Genomic DNA, 22,412 nt, shown 5'->3' with positions numbered 1-22,412 from the left:
GGCGGAAACTTCCTGTGCCTATAATTACGTATCACAACTTGTATCGTCAAGTGAACAAGCTCACAGAATCTCCAGCGGCAGACTCATCAGATGCGGGCCTTCTGTCCATAAAAGCGCACATTTCACCGCTTTTTCAGGGTACATTTCGGCCATTGAGCGCCGATAAAGCGACATTTGCCTTATATATATGGCGGGAACTTTCTCGATTTCTCTCGGAGACGGGCGGTTTGTCTTGTAGTCAATAATCAGGATTTCGTCCTCCCCGACGAGCAATCGGTCGATCTGGCCCGATAGCACGCGCCCCTCAATAACACCGCTGATCGGCACCTCGGCCATACTGTCAGGGCCGAAAATCGCCGAAAACTCCGGGTCATTGATAACGGCCATGGTCTCCTTCAGGATTTCCGCCTGTCCGGCCTCGTCAAGTCCGTGGACAGGTCGGGCCAGCCAGCTCGCCGCGGCGCGTTCGCGATTCTCAGGGCTTATGGACGGCAGTGTTTCCAGCAGCCGGTGAATCAGCAGCCCGCGATGGAAGCGTTTTCCATCGTCCCCGCCGAGAGGTGAGGACACCGTCGTCTCGTCGGGATCGCGGGATGGCACCAGCGGACGGGGCGGGACAGGCTCTTCCGGTGCCGACTGCCTGATCCAGCCGGGCAGCAGCGCCTGCGCTTGCGGGGCAGCATCCTCTTTTAGCTGCTTCTCAACCACCTCCCCGCTGGACCAGCGCCGCGCCACCTCGCCCCAGGGAAGCTCAACCTCTTCGACGCCCTCGCCAAAGGCCGGATCGATCAATTCGTACCAGCAGTTTTCGCCGCGTCTGTTCTTGCCTTCCCAACCGCAGATATAAAGCCGGTCCTCCGCCCGGGTGAGCGCCACATAGAGCAGGCGCTTTTTCTCCTCCAGCTGCCGGTCTTTCGCCAGCTGGCGCGCCTCGGCGGTGAGCGGATCGTCATTGCCCGTCTTCACCGGCCAGAGCGGGAACGGGATGTCCCCCTCCGTCCAGAAAACCGTCGAATTTTTCGACGATCTCGACGTCTGGCATGTATCGGGAAGGAAAACGATCGGGGCCTGAAGCCCTTTCGATCCATGTACGGTCAGCACCCGCACCTCGTTGCGTCCCTGCTCCATATCGCGCTTGACCTCGGCCGCCCCGGCTTCGATCCAGTGCAGGAAAGACTGAAGCGAGCTTGCCTCGGTCCGCTGGTACCCGAGCGCGAGCGACAGAAACTCTTCGATCGGATCCGCCGCTTCCTCGCCAAGCCGCGCGAGCAATTTTTCCCGCCCGCCCAGGCGGCCCAGAATATCGGCAAAAAACTCATAGACCGGGACGAAATCGGCCCGGGCAAGCAGTTCGCCGAGAAACGCCCGTGCCTTGTCGAAGACGGGCAACCCCGTCCTGTTCTCGCGCAGCGCGCGCCAGAGGCTGTCCTTGCGGTCATAGGCCAGTTCGAACAGCTGATTGTCATCACAGCCGACAAAGGGGCTTTTGAGAATGACGGCAAGGGTGAGGTCGTCTTCTGGCAGCAGGACAAACCGCGCCAGCGCCAGCAGGTCCATCACCGCAAGTTGTTTCGTCAGCACCATCCGGTCCGTGCCCGCGACCGGAATATCGGCAAGCTTGAGCGCGCGCACGATATTGCTGAAAAAGCTGTTCCGGCTTTGCACCAGGATCATGATGTCCCGCGGGGCAATCGGCCGCCCGGTCGCGCTTAACACCTCGCCATTCTCCAGCCAGCGGCGAATCTGCAGCGCGATATTTTTCGCGAGCTGCGCCGCGGGCTTGCTGTCGAGATTTTGCGCCATGGGCATTTCCCAGGGGTCCGCCGCCTCGATATCCGGCGGTTTCACCGTTGGCCAGATTTCGACCAGCCCGGCCTCGCCGGTCCGGCGGACAAGATGCTTGATCTCATCCCCTGCCGCCGTAAGGCCGCGCCGCGCCGTCTCATCCGCAAACACCCGGTCGACAAGATCAAGAACGGCATCCGTTGAGCGGAAGGAAAGGTCGAGCGGGACATTCCGCCAATCCTTCTCCGCATCGCTGGCGCGCGCCTCGAACTCCCGCCGCATGACATCGAAAGTGGCCGGATCGGCGCCCTGAAAGGAATAAATCGACTGCTTCTCGTCGCCGACAACAAACAGGGTGCGGTCGGCTTCCACCGCGCCATATCCGGTAAAGAATTCCTCGGCCAGCGCCGCGATCACCTGCCACTGTTCGGCGCTCGTATCCTGTGCCTCGTCAACAAGGATATGCTCGATCCCGCCATCTAGCTTGAACATCACCCAGGGCGCAATACCGGCCCCGGTCAGCAAATCGCGGGTTTTCAAGATCAGATCGTCATAATCGAGCCGCCCGCGCAGCGCTTTCTCCGCTTCATACCGGTCTATCAATGCCGCGCCAAGGCGGATCAGCGCCGATGTCGAGGCCAGGACACGGGCCTTTTTGATATTCTCCTGAACCCGCGCCAACCGCTCCGCCTCGGCGGAGAGCACATCCAGAATTTCCGGCATGGAATCAACAACGGCATTGGTTGCAAGCTTCGCCTTGACCGTGCCGGCTTGCGTGAAAAAGGCGGAGACATAATCCCAGAAGAAGTCTTCCCGCCGATCCGGTTTTAGGAGCCATGGCGCCATTTTCTCCGCCATCTTAACGTCACTCTTGCCGCCCGGCAGAAGATGGTCCACCGCCCGGCGCAAGGCAATGCCGTCAAAGGTCGTCTCACGGGAAGCGCGGGCGATCAGATGGGCTTCTGTCGCCTCCGCATCAATCCCGATTTTCTTGGCGAGGGCGGAGATCGCGGCATTTGTTCCGCCCATCTCCCGCCGCAGCGCCATAAGCCGGCTGCGGTTCCGGGCAATGGTCGCGAGGAGTTCCGTAAAGCTCTCCTCATCAACCTTTTCGCTGATCAATTGCAGCGCCGCCCCGAGGGACACATTCTCGGGCTTGCGGCAGTCAAGCAGGGTATCATCGCGGGCGATCTGCATGATCTCGCCCGCGCTCCGCTCATCCATGACTTCAAAGTTTGGGGAAAGCCGGGCTTCCAGCGGGAACCGCCCAAGAACGGATTCGCAGAAAGAGTGAATGGTCTGTATTTTAAGCCCGCCCGGCGCATCGAGGACACTCGCAAACAGCCGCCGCGCCCGCATCATTTCGGCCTCCGTCGCCGTCCGGCCGATCAGCTCCCTGAGGCTGGCCGTGAGCTCCGCGTCCGTCATGATCGACCAGCCCCCCAGCATCCCGTTGAGGCGGTTGGCCATTTCCGCCGCCGCCGCCTTGGTGAAGGTGATACAGAGAATTTTTTCTGGTCGCGTCCCGGCAAGCATCAGGCGCAGGCTACGTTCCACCAGCACCCGCGTCTTTCCCGATCCGGCGGAGGCTGACACCCAGACGGATTTTTCGGGATCCGCCGCCGCCTTCTGCCGGGCGATGCCGTTTTCAAGCAGTACGTCGAGGCTCATTCCGGATCCTCCCCGCTTGACCATTCCTTGACGCGCGCCAAATGCTCATAGTCATTAAAGCGATAAGGCAGATCCGGGCGCGGACAACTGAGGTAAGGCGTTGCCTGCCGATCGAACTGCGCAATCAGCCGCACCAGCCCGTCATAGGCCTCATCCGCCAGCGTCTCTGCGGGGGACCCCTTGCTGCCGCCCGCTTGACGGAATTCTCCCGCCGGATCGGCACCGCTCAGTTTGATATAGGCAAGCTCGCTGACCGGGGCGACCGTGATCCCGGGAAATCCCCGCCGCGCCAGCATGGCCGCTTCCAGCGCCAGCTGCGGGGAGACGCCGGTCTCCACCTCCGTCGGCGAGGGCAGCATGCCGGTTTTATAATCGAGAATGGACAGGCTGCCGTCAGTCGCCTGATCGATCCGGTCCGCGGTACCGCTCAAGGTAAAATCGGCCGCCGGGGAGGGAATTCTGATTTCCCCCTGTGCCTCGGTCCTTAGCGTTTTGAAATTTTTACGCCGCGCTGTTTCGAAGGCAATAAACCAGTCCGCGATCCGTTCAAACCGAGGCCACCAGAAGGCCCAGACGGACGGATAGGAGAGCACATCACCGAAAGCTTCCTGCCCGTACTCCAGCAGTGCCTCGCGCCCGTTCTCCGGCAGACGGTCCGGAAATTCCTCTATGAATTTTTCAAGAGCCGCGTGAATAAAGGTGCCTTTATCGGCGGCGGAAGGATCCATCGCAATCTCATCGAGCGGGCGCAGCTTCAGTATCTGGGCGGCGAAGATGGAATAGGGGTCCTTGATCCATTGCTCGATGCGGGTAACCGACAGGCGGCGCGGTCGGGCCGCGACGGGCGGGGTCGGGCGCGGCGCAAGAACGGGTTCGTAGGTCACCGGCTGGTCAAACTGCCGCTGCCAGCTCAGGATTTTCTCCGCCCCCGCCGTATCGAGCGACATGCCGAACTTTTCGAGCAGGGTTTCGAGACGAAGAAGCCAGCGCGAGGGAACCGTCGGGGTTCCGTCAATTTTTCCCGCTCGCGTCATCACGACTTCCGCCGCGCCGAACGCCTGCTGAAAGTCATGGGCGGAAAGGCCGATTTTCTGCTCCGGCAGCGGCAATCCGAATTTTTCCCGCATCGGACGGCTCATCCATGGATCGCTCCCGGCATCCGGTGGCCAGCTTCCCTCATTCAGGCCACCAAGAATAACCAGATCGGCGCGGCCAAGCCGTCCTTCAATCGGGCCCCATATTTGCAGGCGCGGGTGCAGCCCGTATTGCGGGCGCACCATCCGCCCGCGCATCAGGTTATCGAGAAGCTCCGGCCAGGACGCGGGATCGAACTCATCAATCACATCAGCGGCCCGCAACAACTCCGAGATAAATCCGGCGGCCGCTTCCCCGAAATTGCCCTGCCAGAGAGCCGACCCCTCTTCCCCCTCGGGACGGGACAAGATTTCCGCAAAGGCGATGAACCGGGTCAGGAAATCGGAAAAGTCGACCGTGCGCCGGGCTGCCAGCTGTTCGAGGGAGGCGGCTGTTTCCGCGAGTTCCAAAAACCAGTTCCTGAGCTCTTCCCCGGCTTCACTGTCTTGCAGCGCCCGCGCAATCCCGGCGAACCCTGATGCCGGGCGGGGACCGCGTAATATCGCCAGTTCCAGCGCCCGCACATGACGGCGGAACGTCTGGGGGAGGGCGCCGCCGGTAGCCAAGGGATGTTTCAATGCCGCAAGGAGGGAAACCGGCTCCGCCTCACTTTCGACCATCCGTGCCAGAAGCCGCAGGAAAACACCCGGCGGAGACTGATCGAGGCTGATACCGGCGCTGTCATCCACCTCGATATCCCAGCGGCGCAGCTCCGCGCCCACCCGCCGTGAAAGATCCCGGTCCGGTGTAATCAGCACAGCCGTCTTGCCCTCGGTTTCCAGCGCCTCGCGCAGCAACAGCGCGATCGACTGCGCCTCACTCTGCGCATCCAGACAATCGAGCCGCCGGAGACCGGAAAGTGCCTCCCTGTCCGGCGCTTCCGCCAGTTGCCACTGATCGCTCGTCTCTGCCGGCCGGAGCACTTCCGCCAGCAGGGCCATCCGCGCCGCGGAGGATGTCCGGGCACTCTCATCGCTGAGATTAATCACATCGTCGCGCGAGAGTTCAAGCTTGTCGAGAAGAAGCGCGAGGCCATGCTGGGCATGGGTGGCGTCATTCCGGGCAGCGTTCCAGCTTTTCTCATCAAGCTGGCGGTCCAGCCCGGGCAGGATCACCGTGCCGTTCGGCATTTCCGCCACTGTTTTCAGCAGGAGCGCCGTGGCCGGGATCGAGCCGGTTGACCCGATCGCATAAACCGGCGCCTCCGGCGGGTTCTGCTGCCAATGCTCGACCTGCGCCCGCATCAGCAAATCACGGCGAAGCGCCGGATCGACAGCGCCTTCCGCGGTCAGGATTGCGGGCCAGTTCAAACTCAGGATTTCGAGGAATTCCAGCGTGATCTGCCAATGTTCGGCATATTCCGACGGGACGAGATTTTTAAGATCCTTGAGATCCAGCCCTTCCGTCTGCACCTGATCAAGAAAGCGGGCAAGCGCCGATGCAAGGCCCGCCGCCTCGGCAAGGCCGCCCGAGCTGTCGTTTCGCGCCTGTATCAGGCGGCTCAGCAGGAGCTGGCGCCTGAGCGGATCGATGGCGGGAGGAAGCGCCAGCAGCTTTTCGCCGGCACCGCCAATGGCAAGATCACTCTCCAGCAGGAGTTCATCTTCTTCGACATCCCCGATCGGGCGCATGCGCGGCAGCATCATGGGGCGACCGGCCGTTTCCCGCAAAAACGCCTTTTGCAAAGCCCGCGCCGCCCGGCGGGTCGTGGTAAGCACCGTAATTTCGCTCAGGCTTCGGGTGCTGGCGCCATGGCGCCTCAACAGTTCCTTCGCGACCACATCGACGAAGCCGAATTCCGCCGGGATATTGAGGACAGTCCTTTTTGCAACAGCCCCGGCCATCACGCCCCTTCGATTATCCGGCTTGCCTCCGCCAGCGCGTCCGGCGTGCCGACATGCAACCATTGCCCCTCATGGGTGACGCCGTACAGGCGTCCTGTAGAGGCGGCCTTGTCATACAGGAGATTCAGGGAAAACGCGCCTTCCAGCATCCCGTCGAAGAGCCGCGGATTGATGAGCTGCACACCGGTGAAGAGATAAGGCGCGGCGCTTCCCTTTGTGCGCCGGATCAACCTGCCGCCCTCCTCCAAATGAAAATCGCCCTGCCCCGCATATCCGACAGCCGTTTCAACCGGATGCAGCAGCAGCAGAATATCCATCTCTTCGGGCTGCCACCGGGCATACATCTTGCGAAGGGAGCTCGGGCCGCTGTCACGGACAATAACGTCGGAGTTGAGCACGAAAAAAGGCGCCTGACCTAGAAGCGGCAATGCCTTCCTGACCCCGCCCCCGGTTTCCAGCAAGGCCTCCGTCTCATCGGAAAGTGCGATGTCGAACCCCGGAACAGCCTCGACATACGCCGAAATCTGCTGCGCCAGATGATGCTTGTTGACGACGACATAGTGGATACCGGCAACGCCGAGCAACTCAAAGCAATAATCGATCAGCGCGCGACCGGCGACCTTGACCAGGGGTTTGGGCGTTTTATCCGTTATCGGGCGCAGGCGGCTGCCAAGCCCCGCCGCCAGGATCATCGCCCGCATATCGGAAATATCCGGTAGACCCGTCATGACCGCCCCTCGCCTATCGTCAGGTCCAGCCAATTGCGCAATGCCGCAAGCCCGGGATGGGCGAGGTTGCCGACAAGATGTCTCTGCATGCGCGGGATCATATCAAGATACTTTCTCTTTCCCTCAACTTTTGCAAGGCGGATGAAGATCCCCATGATCCGGAGGGCCCGGTGGGCCCCGAGTATGGCGTATGATTCGCGAAACGCCGTTTCCTCTACGCCTGTTGCATCGAGATAATGATACATCATTTCCTCCGCCAGCGGTTCCGCCACATCGCGGCGCGCGTCCTGCAGAAGTGAGACAAGGTCATAGGCGGCGGGGCCTGAAAGCGCATCCTGAAAATCGAGCAGGCCCAGCGCCTTCAGCCCGTCGCGATTTTGAAGATAAATCAGGTTTTCGGAGTGAAAATCGCGCAGCAGCATGACATCGGGACCGACGCGCATCCGGGGCAGCAAATTCTCCCAGATTTCCAGATAAAAAGCGCGCGGTTCCGCTTCCAGCGATTTGCCGGTTTTCTCCGGTATGTAATAATCCAGAAACATCTTGTTCTGGTCGCGGACATAGTCATCGGAAAATACTGGAAGGAACGGTGGGACCGGCGACTTCGCAAGATCAACAAGAAAATCCACAGCAAGCTCATAGAGCGGCTCTTCCGGTTCCCCGGCTGCAAAAATCCGAGCAAAAACATCGTCACCCAGATCTTCAAGCAACAAAAATCCCTGTTCCGACTGATCGGCCATTATCTCCGGCGCAGAGTATCCAAGCCCCCGCAATGCCCGGGCTATGGTCACAAATCCGCGGACGTCCTGAGGGGGCGGCGCATCCATAAGGATCAGGCTCTCCTCGCCTGAGGTAACCCTCTCATACCGGCGGGAGGAGGCATCCCCGGCAAGCGGCTCACGCGATGCGCCCTCAAGATTGTTTTCCGCCAGAAAGGACATCAGCAGGTCTTCACGCATTCTGACGCTCCGCGATGTCCCCCAACCGCCGTCGCCACTGGTCATCACCATAAAAGCTGAACAGACGCGCCTCACTGTTCCCGGCATCCTCCGCCGTGATTTCTATCCGCAAATTGCTCTCCGGCAGGTAACGGCCCAGGCGGTCCGGCCATTCAATAACAGAAACCCCGCTGTCAAATGCCTCGTCGATATCAAGCTCGAACGCCTCTTCCGGTGCTTCCAGACGATAAAGATCATAATGATAAAGACAGAAGTCATCGAAATCATAGGTGAGGAGGAGGTTGTAGGTCGGGCTCGGCACGTCGATTTCTTCCCTGGCCAGCGCCCGGACAAGGGCGCGGACGAAGGCGGTTTTGCCAGCACCGAGGGTTCCTCCCAAGGCAATGATATCCCCCGGCTTGAGAATCTCCGACACCCGCTCCGCCAGGGCTGCGGTCTCGGCAAGCGATCTCACCTCGCTTTGTAAAATCAGGGAATGCGCCATAACGCCGCTCAGGATCCTTCCGTCATCGGCAGCGGCTCCACCGCGAGGGAGGGAGGCAGATAGCAGCAGACTGTCGTGCCGACATTTTCCTGCGATGTCAGTTCCACCCGGCCGCCGTGCAGTTCGATGAAGCTGCGGACCAGTGACAGCCCGAGACCGGCACCGGCGTTCTGCTTGGTCGTATCGCCCTTGGAGAATCGCTCAAAAATCTGCTCGATCTGGTCCTCGGCGATGCCCTTTCCCGTGTCCTTGATGGTGATCTCGAAGCCGTCAGAGTTCTTATGGGCGGAGAGGGTTATATGCCCTTTGGCCGGTGTGAACTTGATGGCGTTGCTGAAAAGATTGAAGACGACCTGCTTGATACGGCGCTCATCCACTTCGATAAGGCCGAGGTCGTCGTCAATGTCCGTTTTGATTTCAAGGTGCCGCTTTTTCGCCCGCTCCTGAACCATGGTGACCACATTCTGAAGCGTTGAGGCAATGTCCACAGGCGCCTTTTCAAGCTCCATCCTGCCCGCCTGGATATTCGCCATATCCAGAATATCGTTTATCAGCAGCAGGAGATGGTCGGAACTGTCGAGGATGCCCTGACCATATTCGACCTGTTTGTCATTGAGCGGCCCGAAAAACTCCTTCACCAGAATTTCCGCAAATCCGATGATGGTGTTGAGCGGCGTCCTGAGTTCATGGCTGACGCTTGCCACGAATTCGGTTTTCATCTTATCGGCGGCTTCCAGCGCTTCATTGCGTTCGCGCAAGGCCCTCTGTGCCCGCAACTCATGGGTCACATCGACATAGGTAAAGAGCACATTGCCGTCGGGAAGCGGGACCCGGTTGAAGTCGATAATATTCCCGCCCGCATGGTCGATACGGCCACTGGCGGCGTCACGGCGCGTAACATTGGCGATATATTTCTCCCGGTAGGCATCGCTCCAGGTCGCGCCCGTCTTTTCCAGATAATGATCGATGATTTGCGATATATGGAAATCTTCCTGCAAAAACCCTTCTTCAAGGCCCCAAATCGCGCAATATGCCGCGTTATAGAGCTTCAATCTTGCGTCGGCGCCAAATACCGCGACACCTTCATACAGGTTGTCGAGGGTCGCGCGCTGCACGGCAATCTGGGTATTGCGCGCCCGTTCCAGCCCCACCTTGTCCGTCACATCCTCGAACAGGAAAAGCAGTCCGCCGAACGGATGCGGCGTGATAATCGTCCGCAGGACCGTCTCGTCGGGAAGCTGGACCAGCTCCTCGCGCATCTCGATCACATTGGTAAAGAGCGCCCGGCGCTTTTCCTTGTAGGAAGAGAAATCCGCCTGCTCGGGCAGCCGCCGGAGCTCCCGCTGCTTGTCCAGCACTTCGCTGATGGTCGGCTTGCCATACAGGAAGTCATCGCTGATCCGCCACAGCTTGGCATAGGTCTGGTTGAAGAATTCCAGACGCTGGTCCGGCCCGTAAATGGCAATCGCGCTGGTAATATTTTCCAGCACATCCGCATGCCCGTCGATATGCCGCTTGAGTTCCTCGGAAAGCTCGGCCTCACTCGTCGTATCAAGGGCAAAACCGGCGAGCTGGTTATCAAATTCAAGCGGCGTTTCGACGATCTTGAAGCTGAGCCGGTCTCCATCGACAATATAGCGGCGGACCTCGCTTTGCGTCACCCCGGTTACCCGGGCCTTGGTCGCCAGTTTCCGCGCCTGATCCGGGTCCCGGCTCGGCGCCAGTTCCGGCACCGTCGTCTCTTCTTCCTTGAGGCCAACGATGTCCGCATATTTCCGGTTCTGCCAGATGATCTTTGAATTCTGATCCCGCCGCCAGATGGCGATTGGTGCGGCGTTCAGCAGTTCGATGAAATCATCCCGCTCTCCGCGTGCCGTCGCGAGGGAAGACTTCAGCGAGATCGCTTCCGCTTTCTGGCGATCCTGCTCCGATTTCAAATTATCGATCGTCTCTTCCAGTGACGCCAGCTTGTCATTGTCCCGGTCCCCCTGCACCAGCAGCGCCAGCGCTTTCTTGCGCATGACGAGAAACGCCATCGCCATGCCGACGACCGCGAGAACCAATATCCAGACAAGCATCAGCTGTGTCGAGGTGAAGTCTTCTATCATCCCTGCCAGTTTACGGCCTTTACTGTCTAACCTACCATGCTGGTGCCAACATTATGGTGTCACCCGGTCTGTTCAGCGCCAACGCCCAGAGAATAGAAAAAAAATGGCCGGAGGGATAGCCCCGCCAGCCATTTCTCTTAATTCATGGAATTTAATCCCATCAAGGCTTTAATAACGATAGTGATCCGGCTTAAACGGACCTGCCTGCGGGACGCTGATATATTTTGCCTGTTCCGCGCTCAGCTCCGTCAAGGTCACGCCAAGTTTGCCAAGATGCAGCCTTGCAACCTTTTCGTCCAGATGCTTGGGCAGGACATATACCTCGTTCTTGTAGGTATCATGGCGTTCCCACAATTCGATCTGCGCCAGCACCTGGTTGGTGAAGGAGGCGCTCATCACGAAGCTGGGGTGGCCGGTCGCACAGCCGAGATTGACCAGACGCCCTTCGGCAAGAACGATCAGGCGCTTGCCATCCGGAAACTCGACCTCATCGACCTGCGGTTTGACATTGTGCCAGGTATAGTTCCGAAGCGCATTGATCTGGATTTCGCTGTCGAAATGACCAATGTTGCAGACAATGGCACGGTCTTTCATATCCCGCATGTGATCCAGGGTGATGACGTCGATATTGCCGGTCGTGGTGACGAAAATATCACCATATTTCGCCGCCTCATCAAGGGTGACGACTTCATATCCTTCCATCGCCGCCTGTAGCGCGCAGATCGGATCGATTTCCGTGACCATGACACGGGCGCCCTGACTGCGAAGCGAGGCAGAGGAACCCTTGCCGACATCGCCATAGCCGCAGACAACGGCAACCTTGCCTGCAATCATCACGTCCGTTGCGCGCTTGATGCCATCAACAAGGCTTTCGCGACAGCCGTAGAGGTTGTCGAATTTTGATTTGGTGACCGAGTCATTGACGTTGATCGCCGGGACTTTCAGCGTGCCCGCCTTCGCCATTTCATAGAGGCGATGAACACCGGTCGTCGTCTCTTCGGACAGGCCAAGGACACCCTTCATCAATTCCGGGTAGTCATCATGCATGACCTGGGTCAGATCCCCGCCATCATCGAGGATGAGGTTCGGCCGCCAGCCGTCCGGCCCTTCGATTGTCTGGATAATGCACCAGAGGGCCTCTTCTTCCGTTTCCCCTTTCCAGGCGAACACCGGAATGCCCGCCGCAGCCATGGCCGCCGCCGCCTGATCCTGCGTCGAGAAGATGTTGCAGGAGGACCAGCGCACTTCCGCGCCCAGCGCCGTCAGCGTCTCGATCAGAACCGCCGTCTGGATGGTCATGTGAAGGCAGCCCGCGATGCGCGCACCCTTCAGCGGCTTTTTGTTGCCAAACTCTTCGCGCAGCGCCATCAGGCCCGGCATTTCGGTTTCCGCAATGGCAATTTCCTTGCGGCCCCAGTCGGCCAGCGACATATCGGCGACCTTGAAGTCTTCAAATTTTGTCATGTTATGCTCTTTCGCGTCAAAAACTCGTCATGGGGAGGCACCAGCGCACAGGCCGACGCCCTCTTTGTCGCCTGTATAGCAACCCCGCTCCGCATAATCAATAGTCATATAAAGAAATATTTATATCGTTATAACGACAGATGTTTGTCCGATTTCACTCTTCCCCGAACTTGTCGGTCACCAGTTCGGTGATGGCATCGAGGGCCTCTTCCGCCTCCGGCCCGGAGACAGTGACGGAAATGGTCGATCCGGTAGCGGCGGCAAGCATCATCAACCCCATGATCGAGGAGCCCGACACCTCGCTCTCCCCTTTGGTGACGCGGATATCGGCATCAAATTTTTCGGCGCATTTGACAAATTTGGCGGCGGCCCGCGCATGCAATCCACGGGCATTCCCGATGACCAGATCACGTTTCACCGTGATCGGCCTTTCCTACAGGAGGCAGCATGCAACATCATGTCAGGATTTGTCGGCGAGCAGATGGGAGGCAACATTGATATATTTGCGGCCGGATTCCTGCGCGGCAGCGACAGCATTCGCCATATCATCATCCCCGCGCACGCTTGCCAGCTTGATCAGCATCGGCAGGTTGATCCCGGCAATAACCTCGACATTCGCCTTTTCCATGACCGAGATCGCGAGATTGGACGGTGTCCCGCCGAACATGTCGGTCAGGATGATCACGCCGGCGCCGCTTTCAACGTCGGCAACGGCGCTCAGAATATCCTGACGGCGCTGTTCCATATCATCGTCGGGCCCGATCGAAATTGCGCGCACCTGTGTCTGCGGCCCCACAACATGCTCCGTCGCATTGACGAACTCTTCCGCCAGCCGCCCGTGGGTGACCAGTACCATTCCGATCATCGTGCCCTCTTCCGTTGTTGAAATGGCGTGTCTCGTTTCACTTTACTGTTCCTCTCGCATCGGCGAGATCGCGATGCACCAAATTAGCAAAATAGCCGGATTTTACCACAAGGTCATGGATTTTTTCCGTAATGCAAACCGACCGATGCCGCCCGCCCGTACAGCCGAAGGCAATGGTCAGATAGGACTTCCCCTCCTCCACATACCGGGGCAGCAGCAGCAAGAGCAGCATTTCGATCTGCGCCATGAACTCGTCATAGGCCGGATCCCGTGCGATGAATTCCGCGACGGCCTCATCCTGACCGGTCAGGGGCCGAAGGTTGCTCTCGTAAAACGGATTCTGCAAAAACCGGACATCGAACATCAGATCGGATTCGCGCGGGATCCCATTAACATAGGAAAAGGACATCACCGTCACCGCGAGACGGGAGGATCGCTGCAGACTGAAATGCCCGGTCAGAATCCGCTTGAGTTCCGGTTGCGACAGATTGGAGCTGTCGATGCGCAGGTCGGCCGCAGTCTTGAGGCCTTCGAGCCTTTGTGCTTCCTGCCGGATACCATCTCCCACCGGGCGATCCTTCGCCAGCGGATGGCGACGGCGGGTCTCTGTAAACCGCCGCTGCAGGACGGCTTCGTCACAATCCATAAAAAGAAGGCGCACGGGATCGTGCCCTTCATCTCGAAGCTCCTCGATCGTTGAGAGGACCTGCTCAGGCGAAAAGCCGCGAGTTCTGAGATCGATGCCGATGGCAAGGTTGGCATTTCCGGCTGCGCCGACATCCCGGACCATCGGGACAAGCAGGGTAAGCGGGATATTGTCCGCCACTTCCCACCCCATGTCTTCAAACTGGCGGAGCGCCGTACTTTTGCCCGCGCCGGACATACCGGACACGATGACGACCTGATTTGCCGATTGACGGGTGTTATCCATGTTATTCATAGCCGGTCATCAGGGGGTTCTGCTTGAGGGTAAGACGAACGAAGGCCGCCGCAGAGGCCATGAAGGGGTCCAGATATCGCCGGGGAATGTCAACATCGCCAAATGTCACTACCTCTGCCGTTGGTGCGCGGTCAATCTGGTCATAGGGCACCAGATCGAAGACGAGTGCAAGCGGAATGTCGTGAACCGAGGGAAGCGGCATCAACCCGAGACCCCGCACCTCAATCCGGCCCACGATATTTGCCGGTGGACTCAAAAAGGCACGCCCATCCCGGACAGTGATTTCTGTGTAATCATCTGAAATAAGCGTTCCGCCGCCGTCCACAAGCCGGAGCGCCAGGTCCGATTTGCCCGCGCCGGACGGCCCGCGCAGCAGCACACCCCTGCCCTCGATCTCGACTGAACTGGCGTGACAAGTGATCATGCTCGCGACCCTAAGCCAGAGTTTCCTATCTTGGCAACCTTATTAGGAAAAGGGCGCCCAGGATCTCGCCATCCTCTCCAAACCTGTTTCGGGCCGTGATTGTTCCACCATGCGCCTCGACGATGAGGCGGGAAATACTGAGCCCAAGTCCGGAATGGCGCCCAAAGCCCTCTGCCTTCGGCCGTTCCGTGTAAAACCGATTGAAAATTGCATCAAGTTTACTCTCCGGAATACCCGGTCCGCTATCTGCGACACTGAGTTCGATGGTTTTCTCATGCACTTCGATCCCGATTTCCACCTGGCCTTTCTCGGGTGAGAAGGATATCGCGTTGTCGATCAGGTTGCGCAGTACCTGTCCCAGACGACCAGGCAGACCGTTTACCGTCACCTCTTCATCCGGCTTCTTGAACTCGAAAGTAATGGTGTTGAACATCTGGGTTGTCCGGTAACCGTCGAGAACACCTTCCACCAGCTTGACGACGTCGACGGCCTCTCCTTCCGCACGGGAAAGCTCCGCATCGAGGCGGCTTGCCGCCGAGATATCGGTAATCAGGCGATCCAGCCGCTTCACATCGCTGTAGATCACGACGCGGAGTTTCTCGCGTGTTTCCTCATCCTTGACCCGCTCAAACGCCTGCACCGCGGTGCCGAGGGAGGTGAGTGGATTCTTGAGTTCATGGGCGACATCCGCCGCAAAAGCCTCAATCGCATCGAGCCGGTCATAAAGCGCCGTTGTCATCGCCCGGAAGGAGGTAGATAGATCGCCGATCTCGTCTTTTCTCTCCGAAAAATCGGGGATGACCATGCGCCGCCCGATACCCCGGCGGACTTTGTCCGCCGCCTCGGCGAGGACATGGATGGGCGCCGCAATAGTGCGCGCAAGAAACAGGGAGAGCAACAGGGTGATAACAAGTGTCACGGCAAAGACAATCAATGTCGTCACCTGTGCGGAGCGTACCGCATCATCGATGCCGCTGCCGCTCTCCGTCAGCAGCAGTCCGCCCAGAATATGCTTGAACCCCTGCACCGGAACGGAAACCGAAAGGACCAGCTCACCCCTTTGTGTCTGGCGTGTCATCCGGCCGTTATCGCCATTGATCGCGGTGCCAATCTCCTGAAAATCCGCGCCGGTCGGAATCGGGTTTGTCGGGAAGAGAAGATAGTCATATTTGGCAGGGAAAAGTTTCTCCCACCCGTCATAGAGCTCCTCGAAGAAAAGTCGGACGGGGCTTTTGACCTCGGGTGGCGGCAATTCCTCAAAGACGATGTTGCGACCCGCAGAAATCAATCGCCGGCTGTCGGCAATCAGCACCCCTTCCCGGTCGAACAACAATGTCGGTGTGTTGGTGATCAGCGACAGACGGCGCAGAACCCGCTTGATGGGAAGGGAATCGAGCGTCAGATACTGAACCTGTCCATCAAGGGAGACTTCCTGCAGCGCGGCTTCGCCCAGGGCGCCGGCAATCATCCGGCCGTTGGTCGTCAAGGCCTGGAACCGGGCCTCGATCAGACCGTCGCGAAACTGGTCCAGATACAGGATTCCCCCTGCCAGAAAAATGACGGAGAAAAGGTTGATCGCCATGATCCGGCGCCCAAGGGAGGAAAAAGGACCGCGTCTTGTCTTTTTCTCCCGCTTCTCCGCTTTTCTGTCAGGAACCGATTTTCCGACATAGGGCTTGGAATCCGCAGTCATACAGTGTGAGTCGCTCCGATTTTACTTTTCCTTGAACCTGTATCCGACACCATAGAGAGTCTCGATAGCGGAAAAGTCGGGGTCCGTTGCCTTGATCTTCTTGCGCAGCCGCTTGATATGGCTGTCAATCGTGCGATCGTCCACATAGATATTGTCATCATAGGCCGCATCCATCAACTGATCCCGGCTTTTGACATGGCCCGGGCGCAGCGCAAGGGCATGCAGCAGCATGAACTCGGTCACGGTCAGGGTGACTTCCTTGTCATCCCAGAAGCAGGCATGGCGGACACTGTCCAGCCGCAGCTTGCCGCGGGAGAGGATATCCTCCTCGCCCTCCTTCTCGCTTTCCTTCACCGCGCCGTGGCGGCGGAGGACGGTGCGGATACGCTCAACCAGAAGCCGTTGCGAGAACGGTTTGCGGATATAGTCGTCGGCACCCATTTTAAGGCCGAGAAACTCGTCGATCTCATCATCCTTGGACGTCAGGAAGATAACCGGCAGGGTGGTTGTCCGGCGCAGGCGATTCAACAGCTCCATCCCGTCCATGCGGGGCATCTTGATATCCAGCACGGCCAGATCCGGCGGATTTTCGGCGAGCCCTTTCAAGGCTTCCTCTCCGTCTGAATATTTATACACCTCGAACCCCTCGGATTCGAGAAGGATAGATACAGTCGTCAGAATATTTTGGTCGTCATCGACCAAGGCTACTTTCGTCGCCATGTCAGTCCCCAGATTCATGTCGGTACCTATATTGTATGATCTGTTGCTGTGAATTTCCATCTACATTTATCCAAATTAAGGCAATTACGTGTCCGGGATGGATTTTGTGGCGTTTCCTCATCATAAATTCCACATTTCGTAACTTTTCCGGCGGTTTTTGATTTTTCCTTTTGCATTTCCGGAAAATATCCGCAAAACACTCCCATGCTGGATTCGACTGAAATACAAACGCGGGCCCGCACCGTGCGCAATCTCCTGCGCGGCGCGACGACCGCCTCCCTTGCAACCAGCATGGCGGAGGACGCCACACCCTATGTGTCCCTGGTCATGGTGGCGACCGATCCTGCCGGGCGGCCTTTGATGCTGCTGTCGGATATGGCGGTTCACAGCCGCAATATCGCCAGGAACAACAATGTCTCCCTGTTAATCGCCGAAGAACCGGACGGACGTGATCCGCTCACCCTATCGCGCGTCTCGATCGAGGGAACCCTCGGCATTATCGAGGATGCGAAGCTTACGGAACGGTATTTGCGGCGATTTCCCTCCGCCCGCGGATTTGTCGGGTTCAAGGATTTCAATCTCTACCGGATGGATGTCCGTCGCGGGCATCTGGTTGCCGGGTTCGGCGACATTCACTGGCTCGATAAGGATGATTTTCTGCTCGCCCCCGGATTTCTGGATGACATCGATATCGAAACAGATGTCGTGGATCATATGAATGCGGATCATCCGGATGCCGTGCAGGAGCTTTGCGGGGCTGAGGGAAGCGGCGCCGACGCCTTCGAGATAACCGGCATCGACCGGGAGGGAATTGACTTCCGAAGCGGCTGGACCTATCAGCGGATTCTCTTCGATGAGCCGGTTTCAAGCGCCAACGATATCCGAACCAAGATTATTGAAATGCTGAAAATTGTTAGAAATTAACAAAAAATTTAGCGGTTATGACTTAAGTGGAACAAAATTAAAGGAAATTTGAAACAGCCACAAAGAGAGCAATATTAAGAGTTACTTTTTTGGCAACAGTTATGTTGCACCGGTATGACAAGCAACTTATTCTGAAACGAAAACCCGGAAACGGGACCCGATAGACAGCGCTGGAGAAAGAATGTGGAGCAATTAGGACCCCGTAAGAGCAGTTATGGGCTGGATAAGAATGGCCTAGGCAATGTAGGCAAGGCCTACTGGAATTTATCGACACCCGCCCTTTATCAGGAAGCCCTCAAACGGGGAGAGGCGTCTCTCGCCGCCGGAGGTCCGCTTGTCGCCCTGACTGGCCAACATACCGGCCGTTCCGCCAATGACAAATTCATTGTCCAGGAGCCAGGAAGCGAGAAGAATATCTGGTGGGGCAAGGTCAACAAGCCGATCGGCGCCGACAAATTCGCAAACCTTCACCAGAAAATGTGCAATTACCTCAATGGCCGCGAAGTCTTCGTACAGGACTGCTACGCTGGCGCGGACCCGAAACACCGCCTGCCCGTCCGTATCATCACCGAATGCGCCTGGCACAATCTGTTTGCCCGCAACATGTTTATACAGCCAACCTTCGATGAGCTGGAAAACTTCAAGCCCGAGTTCACAATCCTTCAGGTCCCCTCTTTCGAGGCCGATCCCGCCGTTGACGGGACACGCTCTGAAGTGTTCGTGCTGCCGAACTTCGCCGAGAAGCTGGTGATCATCGGCGGAACGTCCTATGCGGGCGAGATCAAGAAATCCGTTTTCTCCATTCTCAACTACCTTCTGCCGGAGAAAAACATCCTGCCGATGCATTGCTCCGTCAATGTCAGCGACGAAGGCAATTCCAGTGTCTTTTTCGGTCTTTCCGGAACCGGCAAGACCACGCTTTCCGCCGATGCCAGCAAGATGCTGATTGGCGATGACGAACATGGCTGGTCCGATGATGGCGTCTTCAACTTCGAAGGCGGCTGCTACGCCAAGGTCATCAACCTCTCGAAAGAGGCGGAACCGGAAATCTATGAGACCACCCGCCGTTTCGGCACGGTCCTTGAAAATGTCGTCATGGATCCGGATACCGGAGAGCTTGACCTCGATGACAACAGCCTGACGGAAAACACCCGCGCCTCCTACCCGATCGAGTTTATTCCGAATGCATCGGAGACCGGCGTTGCCGGCTTTCCGACCAATGTCGTCATGCTGACCGCCGATGCGTTCGGCGTTCTGCCTCCGATCTCCAAGATGACGCCGGAACAGGCCATGTACCACTTCCTTTCCGGTTACACCGCGAAACTTGCAGGCACGGAAAAGGGCCTCGGGAATGAGCCGCAGGCGACTTTCTCCACCTGCTTCGGTGCACCGTTCATGCCGCGCCATCCGGCGGTTTATGCAAAACTTCTCGGCGAGAAAATTGCCAAGCATGGCGTGAACTGCTGGCTGGTCAACACCGGCTGGACCGGCGGCGAATACGGCACCGGCCATCGCATGCCCATCGGCCACACACGGGCGCTGGTCAATGCGGCCCTGGACGGCACCCTTGCCAATGCCGAGACGGAGAAAGATCCGTTCTTTGGTCTGGCCATGCCCACGTCCTGCCCCGGCGTTCCTCCGGAAATTCTGAACCCACGCAATACATGGGCGGACAAGGCAGCGTATGATGGGAAAGCAAAAGATCTCGTTGCCCGCTTTATCGAGAATTTCGAGCAGTTCACCGATTATGTTGAGGATGACGTCCTGCAATCCGCCCCGAAGATTGCATAAGCAGCGTTATTCGCTTAACTGAGCTTTAAAAGCCCGGCGGTTTCCATAGAGGAGCCGCCGGGCTTTTTGCATTCAAACCCGGCGCCGGAGCATTTTATTCTGGCCAAACGGTGTAAATTCGATCACAAAACAGGCTGACCCCCTGCCCCGGTCAACAACAATTAAAGGATGCAAAAAAGACATGTGGGCGATTTCGCTTTCCGTGCTGCCGATTTTCCTGCTGCTGGTTCTTGGAAACCTGCTGCGGCGCAACGGTTTTCCGAGCGGTGATTTCTGGCATAATGCGGATCGCGTGGTTTACTGGGTCCTGTTCCCGGCGCTCCTCTTCTACAATACGACAACCGCGCCCTTTCAAAACGACATTGTCGGCACCTATGCACTGGCCCTGCTCGGCGGTCTCCTGGCGACAGGTCTGATATCGCTCGCGTCGGTCAAGCTGTTCGGCATCTCGGCCCCGATCGGCGGCGCGGTTTTCCAGGGCGCCGCGCGCCACAACACCTTTATTGCCTTTGCGGTCGCCGATTATCTGTTTCATGCGGAAGGGCTTCTGCTCGCCGCTGTCGCGACGGCGGTTCTGGTGCCGCCAACCAACCTTTTCTGCGTGAGCGTTCTGGTCGGATATCAGGGAAGCGCCTCCGGCATAAGCCTGCCCCGGCGGCTGTTTCAGGAAATTATCCGAAACCCGCTCCTGATCGCGATCGGGGCCGGGGCGTTCCTTAATTTTTCCGGAATCGGGCCCATTCCCATTATCAATGATTTCGCCGGAATTCTGGCCAAGGCATCCCTGCCCATCGCGCTTCTCTGCGTCGGCGCCGGGCTCAAAATCAAGGCGATCCATACCGGCGCGCTTTATGTCGTGATTTCCACCGTCTGCAAACTCGCGGTTTTTCCGGCGATTGTCGCCACAACGGCAATACTGGTCGGGCTTGACGGCATTCCGGCAATGATCCTGATCATCTATGGCACAATCCCGACCGCAAGCTCCGGCTATGCCCTTGCCAAACTGCTCGGCGCGGATGCGGAGGTGATGGCCGGAATCATCACAGTGCAGACCCTCATCTCCATGGTCACCCTGCCCCTCTCGCTCACCCTTGCGGCCGCCTATTTCCTCGGCTAACCGGTCGCCGACACGCTCGTGATTGTTGGATGTTCGCCGCAGAGCGGGCAGTTCGGATCGCGGGGAACCTTGATTTTCCGGACCTCCGCGGTGAGGGCATCATAAAGAAGCAGCCGGCCCGAGAGCCCCTCCCCGATTGCAAGCAGTTCCTTGACCACTTCGACCGCCTGAAAACTGCCGACGACACCGGCGAGCGCCCCCAGAACCCCGGCCTCGCCACAGGTTTGCGCAATCTCGGGCGGCGGCGGCACGGGAAAGAGACAACGATAACAGGGGTTCGCCCCCTCTTCATAGGCCTTGAAAGTACTGATTTGCCCGTCGAACTGGAGTATCGAGCCGGACACCAGCGGTTTTTTGGCAAAATAGCAGGCGTCGTTCAACAGGAACCGTGTCTCGAAATTATCCGTGCCATCCGTAACCAGGTCATATTCGCCGATGATTGCCGCGGCATTCGAAGCATCCAGCCGCTCGATATGGGGAACGACCGTCACATCCGGATTAAGACGCGCAACCGAACGCGCCGCGCTTGTCACCTTTTCGGTCCCGATATCCGCTGTGCCATGGGCAATCTGCCGCTGCAGATTGGAAAGATCGACCACGTCGTCATCGATAATGCCGATCGTCCCGATCCCGGCCGCCGCCAGATACAGCGCGAGCGGCGATCCCAGCCCCCCTGCCCCGACAATCAGGACTTTTGCGCGCAGAAGCTTCTGCTGACCGGCGCCGCCGATTTCCCGCAGGATGATATGGCGCGCGTACCGGTCAAGCTGGTCGTCACTAAGCGCCATGGCGTCAGAGGCCGTCGAACAGGGCGGTGGTCAGATATCTCTCGGCGAAGGACGGGATAACGACAACAATCGTCTTGCCGTCCATTTCCGGGCGTTCGGCAATCTCCAACGCAGCGGCAACGGCGGCGCCGGAGGAAATCCCGACGGGAATCCCTTCAAGCCGGGCAACTTCCCGCGCGGTTTCGAACGCGGTTTCATTGCCGATGGTCAGCACCTCGTCGATCAGGCTTTCATCAAGGTTTTTCGGCGAGAACCCGGCGCCGATCCCCTGGATTTTATGCGGCCCGGGCTGACCGCCGGAGAGAACGGGGCTGTCCTCGGGCTCCACCGCGACAATGCGGATATCCGGGCTGTGTTCTTTCAGGACTGTTCCCACCCCTGTCAGCGTGCCGCCGGTGCCGACCCCCATGACCACCACATCAACCTTGCCGCCGGTATCGGCAAGTATTTCCGTTGCCGTCGTCACCTTATGAACCGCCGGGTTCGCCGGATTTTCGAACTGCTGGGGGATCACGGCATCGCCGATTTCGCGTTTGAGCTCCTCGGCGCGGGCAATGGCGCCGTTCATTCCCTTCGCCGCATCCGTCAGCTCCAGATTGGCGCCCAGCAGTTTCAGCATCTTGCGCCGTTCAAGCGACATGCTCTCCGGCATCACCAAAGTCAGATGATACCCCTTCGCCGCACAGACAAAGGCAAGGCCAATCCCGGTATTGCCGGAGGTGGGTTCGATAATCGCTGTTTTTTCATTGATCAGGCCCGCCTCCTCCATCGCCTCGATCATGGCCGCAGCGATCCGGTCCTTTACAGAGGCGAGCGGATTGAAAAACTCCAGCTTCAGCAGTATCTGCACATTGTTCGGGCAATCCCGCGTGATCCGTTGTGCACGCACCAAGGGCGTGGCACCGATTGTGTCGACGATGGAGTCATAGATCTTGCCGCGGGGCGGGTCGTTTTTCATTTTTCAGCCCAATCC

Annotated in this window: 18 protein-coding genes; 3 read left to right on the top strand and 15 right to left on the bottom strand. The window is 58.4% G+C overall.

Annotated elements, in window-relative coordinates; translation table 11 throughout:
* Positions 1–60: 60 nt before the first annotated feature.
* The 13 genes from addA to AAC599_RS01520 form a co-directional block, all read right to left on the bottom strand.
* Positions 61–3,456 (bottom strand): double-strand break repair helicase AddA, encoded by a 3,396-nt coding sequence (gene addA, locus AAC599_RS01580; protein WP_340148648.1) that lies wholly within the window; start codon positions 3,454–3,456, stop codon positions 61–63.
* Positions 3,453–6,434: a double-strand break repair protein AddB gene (addB, locus tag AAC599_RS01575; protein WP_340148647.1), complete on the bottom strand. Its 2,982-nt coding sequence runs from the start codon at positions 6,432–6,434 to the stop codon at positions 3,453–3,455. Before addB ends, addA begins: the two co-directional genes overlap by 4 nt.
* Complete coding sequence (locus AAC599_RS01570; RefSeq protein ID WP_340148646.1) at positions 6,434–7,162, bottom strand: nucleotidyltransferase family protein; 729 nt, start codon at positions 7,160–7,162, stop codon at positions 6,434–6,436. Before AAC599_RS01570 ends, addB begins: the two co-directional genes overlap by 1 nt.
* Positions 7,159–8,121, bottom strand: a complete 963-nt coding sequence (locus AAC599_RS01565) for a phosphotransferase (RefSeq protein ID WP_340148645.1) — start codon at positions 8,119–8,121, stop codon at positions 7,159–7,161. The genes AAC599_RS01570 and AAC599_RS01565 overlap by 4 nt, the downstream gene beginning before the upstream one ends.
* Positions 8,114–8,605 (bottom strand): tRNA (adenosine(37)-N6)-threonylcarbamoyltransferase complex ATPase subunit type 1 TsaE, encoded by a 492-nt coding sequence (tsaE, locus tag AAC599_RS01560; protein ID WP_340148644.1) that lies wholly within the window; start codon positions 8,603–8,605, stop codon positions 8,114–8,116. The genes AAC599_RS01565 and tsaE overlap by 8 nt, the downstream gene beginning before the upstream one ends.
* Positions 8,606–8,613: 8 nt before the next feature.
* On the bottom strand, positions 8,614–10,713 hold the full coding sequence (locus tag AAC599_RS01555) for an ATP-binding protein (RefSeq protein WP_340148643.1): 2,100 nt from the start codon (positions 10,711–10,713) through the stop codon (positions 8,614–8,616).
* Positions 10,714–10,881: 168 nt separating this feature from the next.
* Entirely contained in the window at positions 10,882–12,177 is a 1,296-nt protein-coding gene (gene ahcY / locus AAC599_RS01550) for an adenosylhomocysteinase (protein ID WP_340148642.1), read from the bottom strand.
* A 154-nt stretch (positions 12,178–12,331) separates the two neighbouring features.
* A complete protein-coding gene (locus AAC599_RS01545) occupies positions 12,332–12,595 on the bottom strand; it encodes an HPr family phosphocarrier protein (protein ID WP_340148641.1) in 264 nt (87 codons plus the stop codon).
* Positions 12,596–12,637: 42 nt separating this feature from the next.
* Positions 12,638–13,042, bottom strand: a complete 405-nt coding sequence (locus AAC599_RS01540; RefSeq protein ID WP_340148640.1) for a PTS sugar transporter subunit IIA — start codon at positions 13,040–13,042, stop codon at positions 12,638–12,640.
* A gap of 37 nt (positions 13,043–13,079) precedes the next feature.
* Positions 13,080–13,973: an RNase adapter RapZ gene (rapZ, locus tag AAC599_RS01535; protein ID WP_340148639.1), complete on the bottom strand. Its 894-nt coding sequence runs from the start codon at positions 13,971–13,973 to the stop codon at positions 13,080–13,082.
* A gap of 1 nt (position 13,974) precedes the next feature.
* Complete coding sequence (locus AAC599_RS01530) at positions 13,975–14,406, bottom strand: HPr kinase/phosphatase C-terminal domain-containing protein (RefSeq protein WP_340148638.1); 432 nt, start codon at positions 14,404–14,406, stop codon at positions 13,975–13,977.
* A 25-nt stretch (positions 14,407–14,431) separates the two neighbouring features.
* The gene (locus AAC599_RS01525; protein ID WP_340148637.1) at positions 14,432–16,099 is read right to left on the bottom strand and encodes a stimulus-sensing domain-containing protein; all 1,668 of its coding nucleotides are present in this window, start codon (positions 16,097–16,099) and stop codon (positions 14,432–14,434) included.
* Between the two features lie 21 nt (positions 16,100–16,120).
* A complete protein-coding gene (locus AAC599_RS01520; protein ID WP_340148636.1) occupies positions 16,121–16,819 on the bottom strand; it encodes a response regulator transcription factor in 699 nt (232 codons plus the stop codon).
* A gap of 204 nt (positions 16,820–17,023) precedes the next feature.
* Here AAC599_RS01520 and AAC599_RS01515 point away from each other — a divergent pair, with 204 nt between their 5' ends.
* The 3 genes from AAC599_RS01515 to AAC599_RS01505 all read left to right on the top strand — a co-directional run bounded on the left by AAC599_RS01515 (position 17,024) and on the right by AAC599_RS01505 (position 20,651).
* Positions 17,024–17,743, top strand: a complete 720-nt coding sequence (locus tag AAC599_RS01515; RefSeq protein ID WP_340148635.1) for a DUF2470 domain-containing protein — start codon at positions 17,024–17,026, stop codon at positions 17,741–17,743.
* Between the two features lie 183 nt (positions 17,744–17,926).
* Positions 17,927–19,534 carry a phosphoenolpyruvate carboxykinase gene (locus tag AAC599_RS01510; protein ID WP_340148634.1) on the top strand — a complete coding sequence of 536 codons (1,608 nt, stop codon included), beginning with the start codon at positions 17,927–17,929 and terminating at the stop codon, positions 19,532–19,534.
* 181 nt (positions 19,535–19,715) lie between these two features.
* On the top strand, positions 19,716–20,651 hold the full coding sequence (locus tag AAC599_RS01505; RefSeq protein WP_340148633.1) for an AEC family transporter: 936 nt from the start codon (positions 19,716–19,718) through the stop codon (positions 20,649–20,651).
* Here AAC599_RS01505 and moeB read toward each other — a convergent pair.
* Both moeB and cysK read right to left on the bottom strand, forming a co-directional pair.
* Positions 20,648–21,439, bottom strand: a complete 792-nt coding sequence (gene moeB / locus AAC599_RS01500) for a molybdopterin-synthase adenylyltransferase MoeB (RefSeq protein WP_340148632.1) — start codon at positions 21,437–21,439, stop codon at positions 20,648–20,650. The two genes, AAC599_RS01505 and moeB, sit on opposite strands and share 4 nt — an antisense overlap.
* Before the next feature lie 4 nt (positions 21,440–21,443).
* On the bottom strand, positions 21,444–22,397 hold the full coding sequence (cysK, locus tag AAC599_RS01495; protein ID WP_340148631.1) for a cysteine synthase A: 954 nt from the start codon (positions 22,395–22,397) through the stop codon (positions 21,444–21,446).
* Positions 22,398–22,412 lie beyond the last annotated feature (15 nt).

The sequence above is a fragment of the uncultured Sneathiella sp. genome (assembly GCF_963976355.1).
Taxonomy (GTDB): Bacteria; Pseudomonadota; Alphaproteobacteria; order Sneathiellales; family Sneathiellaceae; genus Sneathiella.
The sequence above is the reverse complement of the archived record's forward strand: the minus strand, read 5'-3'. Positions and strand labels throughout refer to the sequence as shown.

Bases quoted from the DNA above. Each gene is read 5' to 3' on its own strand.
- AAC599_RS01515 (WP_340148635.1), top strand. From the start codon at position 17,024: ATGCTGGATTCGACTGAAATACAAACGCGGGCCCGCACCGTGCGCAAT.
- AAC599_RS01565 (WP_340148645.1), bottom strand. From the start codon at position 8,121: ATGCGTGAAGACCTGCTGATGTCCTTTCTGGCGGAAAACAATCTTGAG.
- AAC599_RS01570 (WP_340148646.1), bottom strand. From the start codon at position 7,162: ATGACGGGTCTACCGGATATTTCCGATATGCGGGCGATGATCCTGGCG.
- AAC599_RS01555 (WP_340148643.1), bottom strand. From the start codon at position 10,713: ATGATAGAAGACTTCACCTCGACACAGCTGATGCTTGTCTGGATATTG.
- moeB (WP_340148632.1), bottom strand. From the start codon at position 21,439: ATGGCGCTTAGTGACGACCAGCTTGACCGGTACGCGCGCCATATCATC.
- AAC599_RS01530 (WP_340148638.1), bottom strand. From the start codon at position 14,406: ATGATCACTTGTCACGCCAGTTCAGTCGAGATCGAGGGCAGGGGTGTG.
- addB (WP_340148647.1), bottom strand. From the start codon at position 6,434: ATGGCCGGGGCTGTTGCAAAAAGGACTGTCCTCAATATCCCGGCGGAA.
- addA (WP_340148648.1), bottom strand. From the start codon at position 3,456: ATGAGCCTCGACGTACTGCTTGAAAACGGCATCGCCCGGCAGAAGGCG.
- AAC599_RS01540 (WP_340148640.1), bottom strand. From the start codon at position 13,042: ATGATCGGAATGGTACTGGTCACCCACGGGCGGCTGGCGGAAGAGTTC.
- AAC599_RS01520 (WP_340148636.1), bottom strand. From the start codon at position 16,819: ATGGCGACGAAAGTAGCCTTGGTCGATGACGACCAAAATATTCTGACG.
- ahcY (WP_340148642.1), bottom strand. From the start codon at position 12,177: ATGACAAAATTTGAAGACTTCAAGGTCGCCGATATGTCGCTGGCCGAC.
- cysK (WP_340148631.1), bottom strand. From the start codon at position 22,397: ATGAAAAACGACCCGCCCCGCGGCAAGATCTATGACTCCATCGTCGAC.
- rapZ (WP_340148639.1), bottom strand. From the start codon at position 13,973: ATGGATAACACCCGTCAATCGGCAAATCAGGTCGTCATCGTGTCCGGT.
- AAC599_RS01525 (WP_340148637.1), bottom strand. From the start codon at position 16,099: ATGACTGCGGATTCCAAGCCCTATGTCGGAAAATCGGTTCCTGACAGA.
- tsaE (WP_340148644.1), bottom strand. From the start codon at position 8,605: ATGGCGCATTCCCTGATTTTACAAAGCGAGGTGAGATCGCTTGCCGAG.
- AAC599_RS01505 (WP_340148633.1), top strand. From the start codon at position 19,716: ATGTGGGCGATTTCGCTTTCCGTGCTGCCGATTTTCCTGCTGCTGGTT.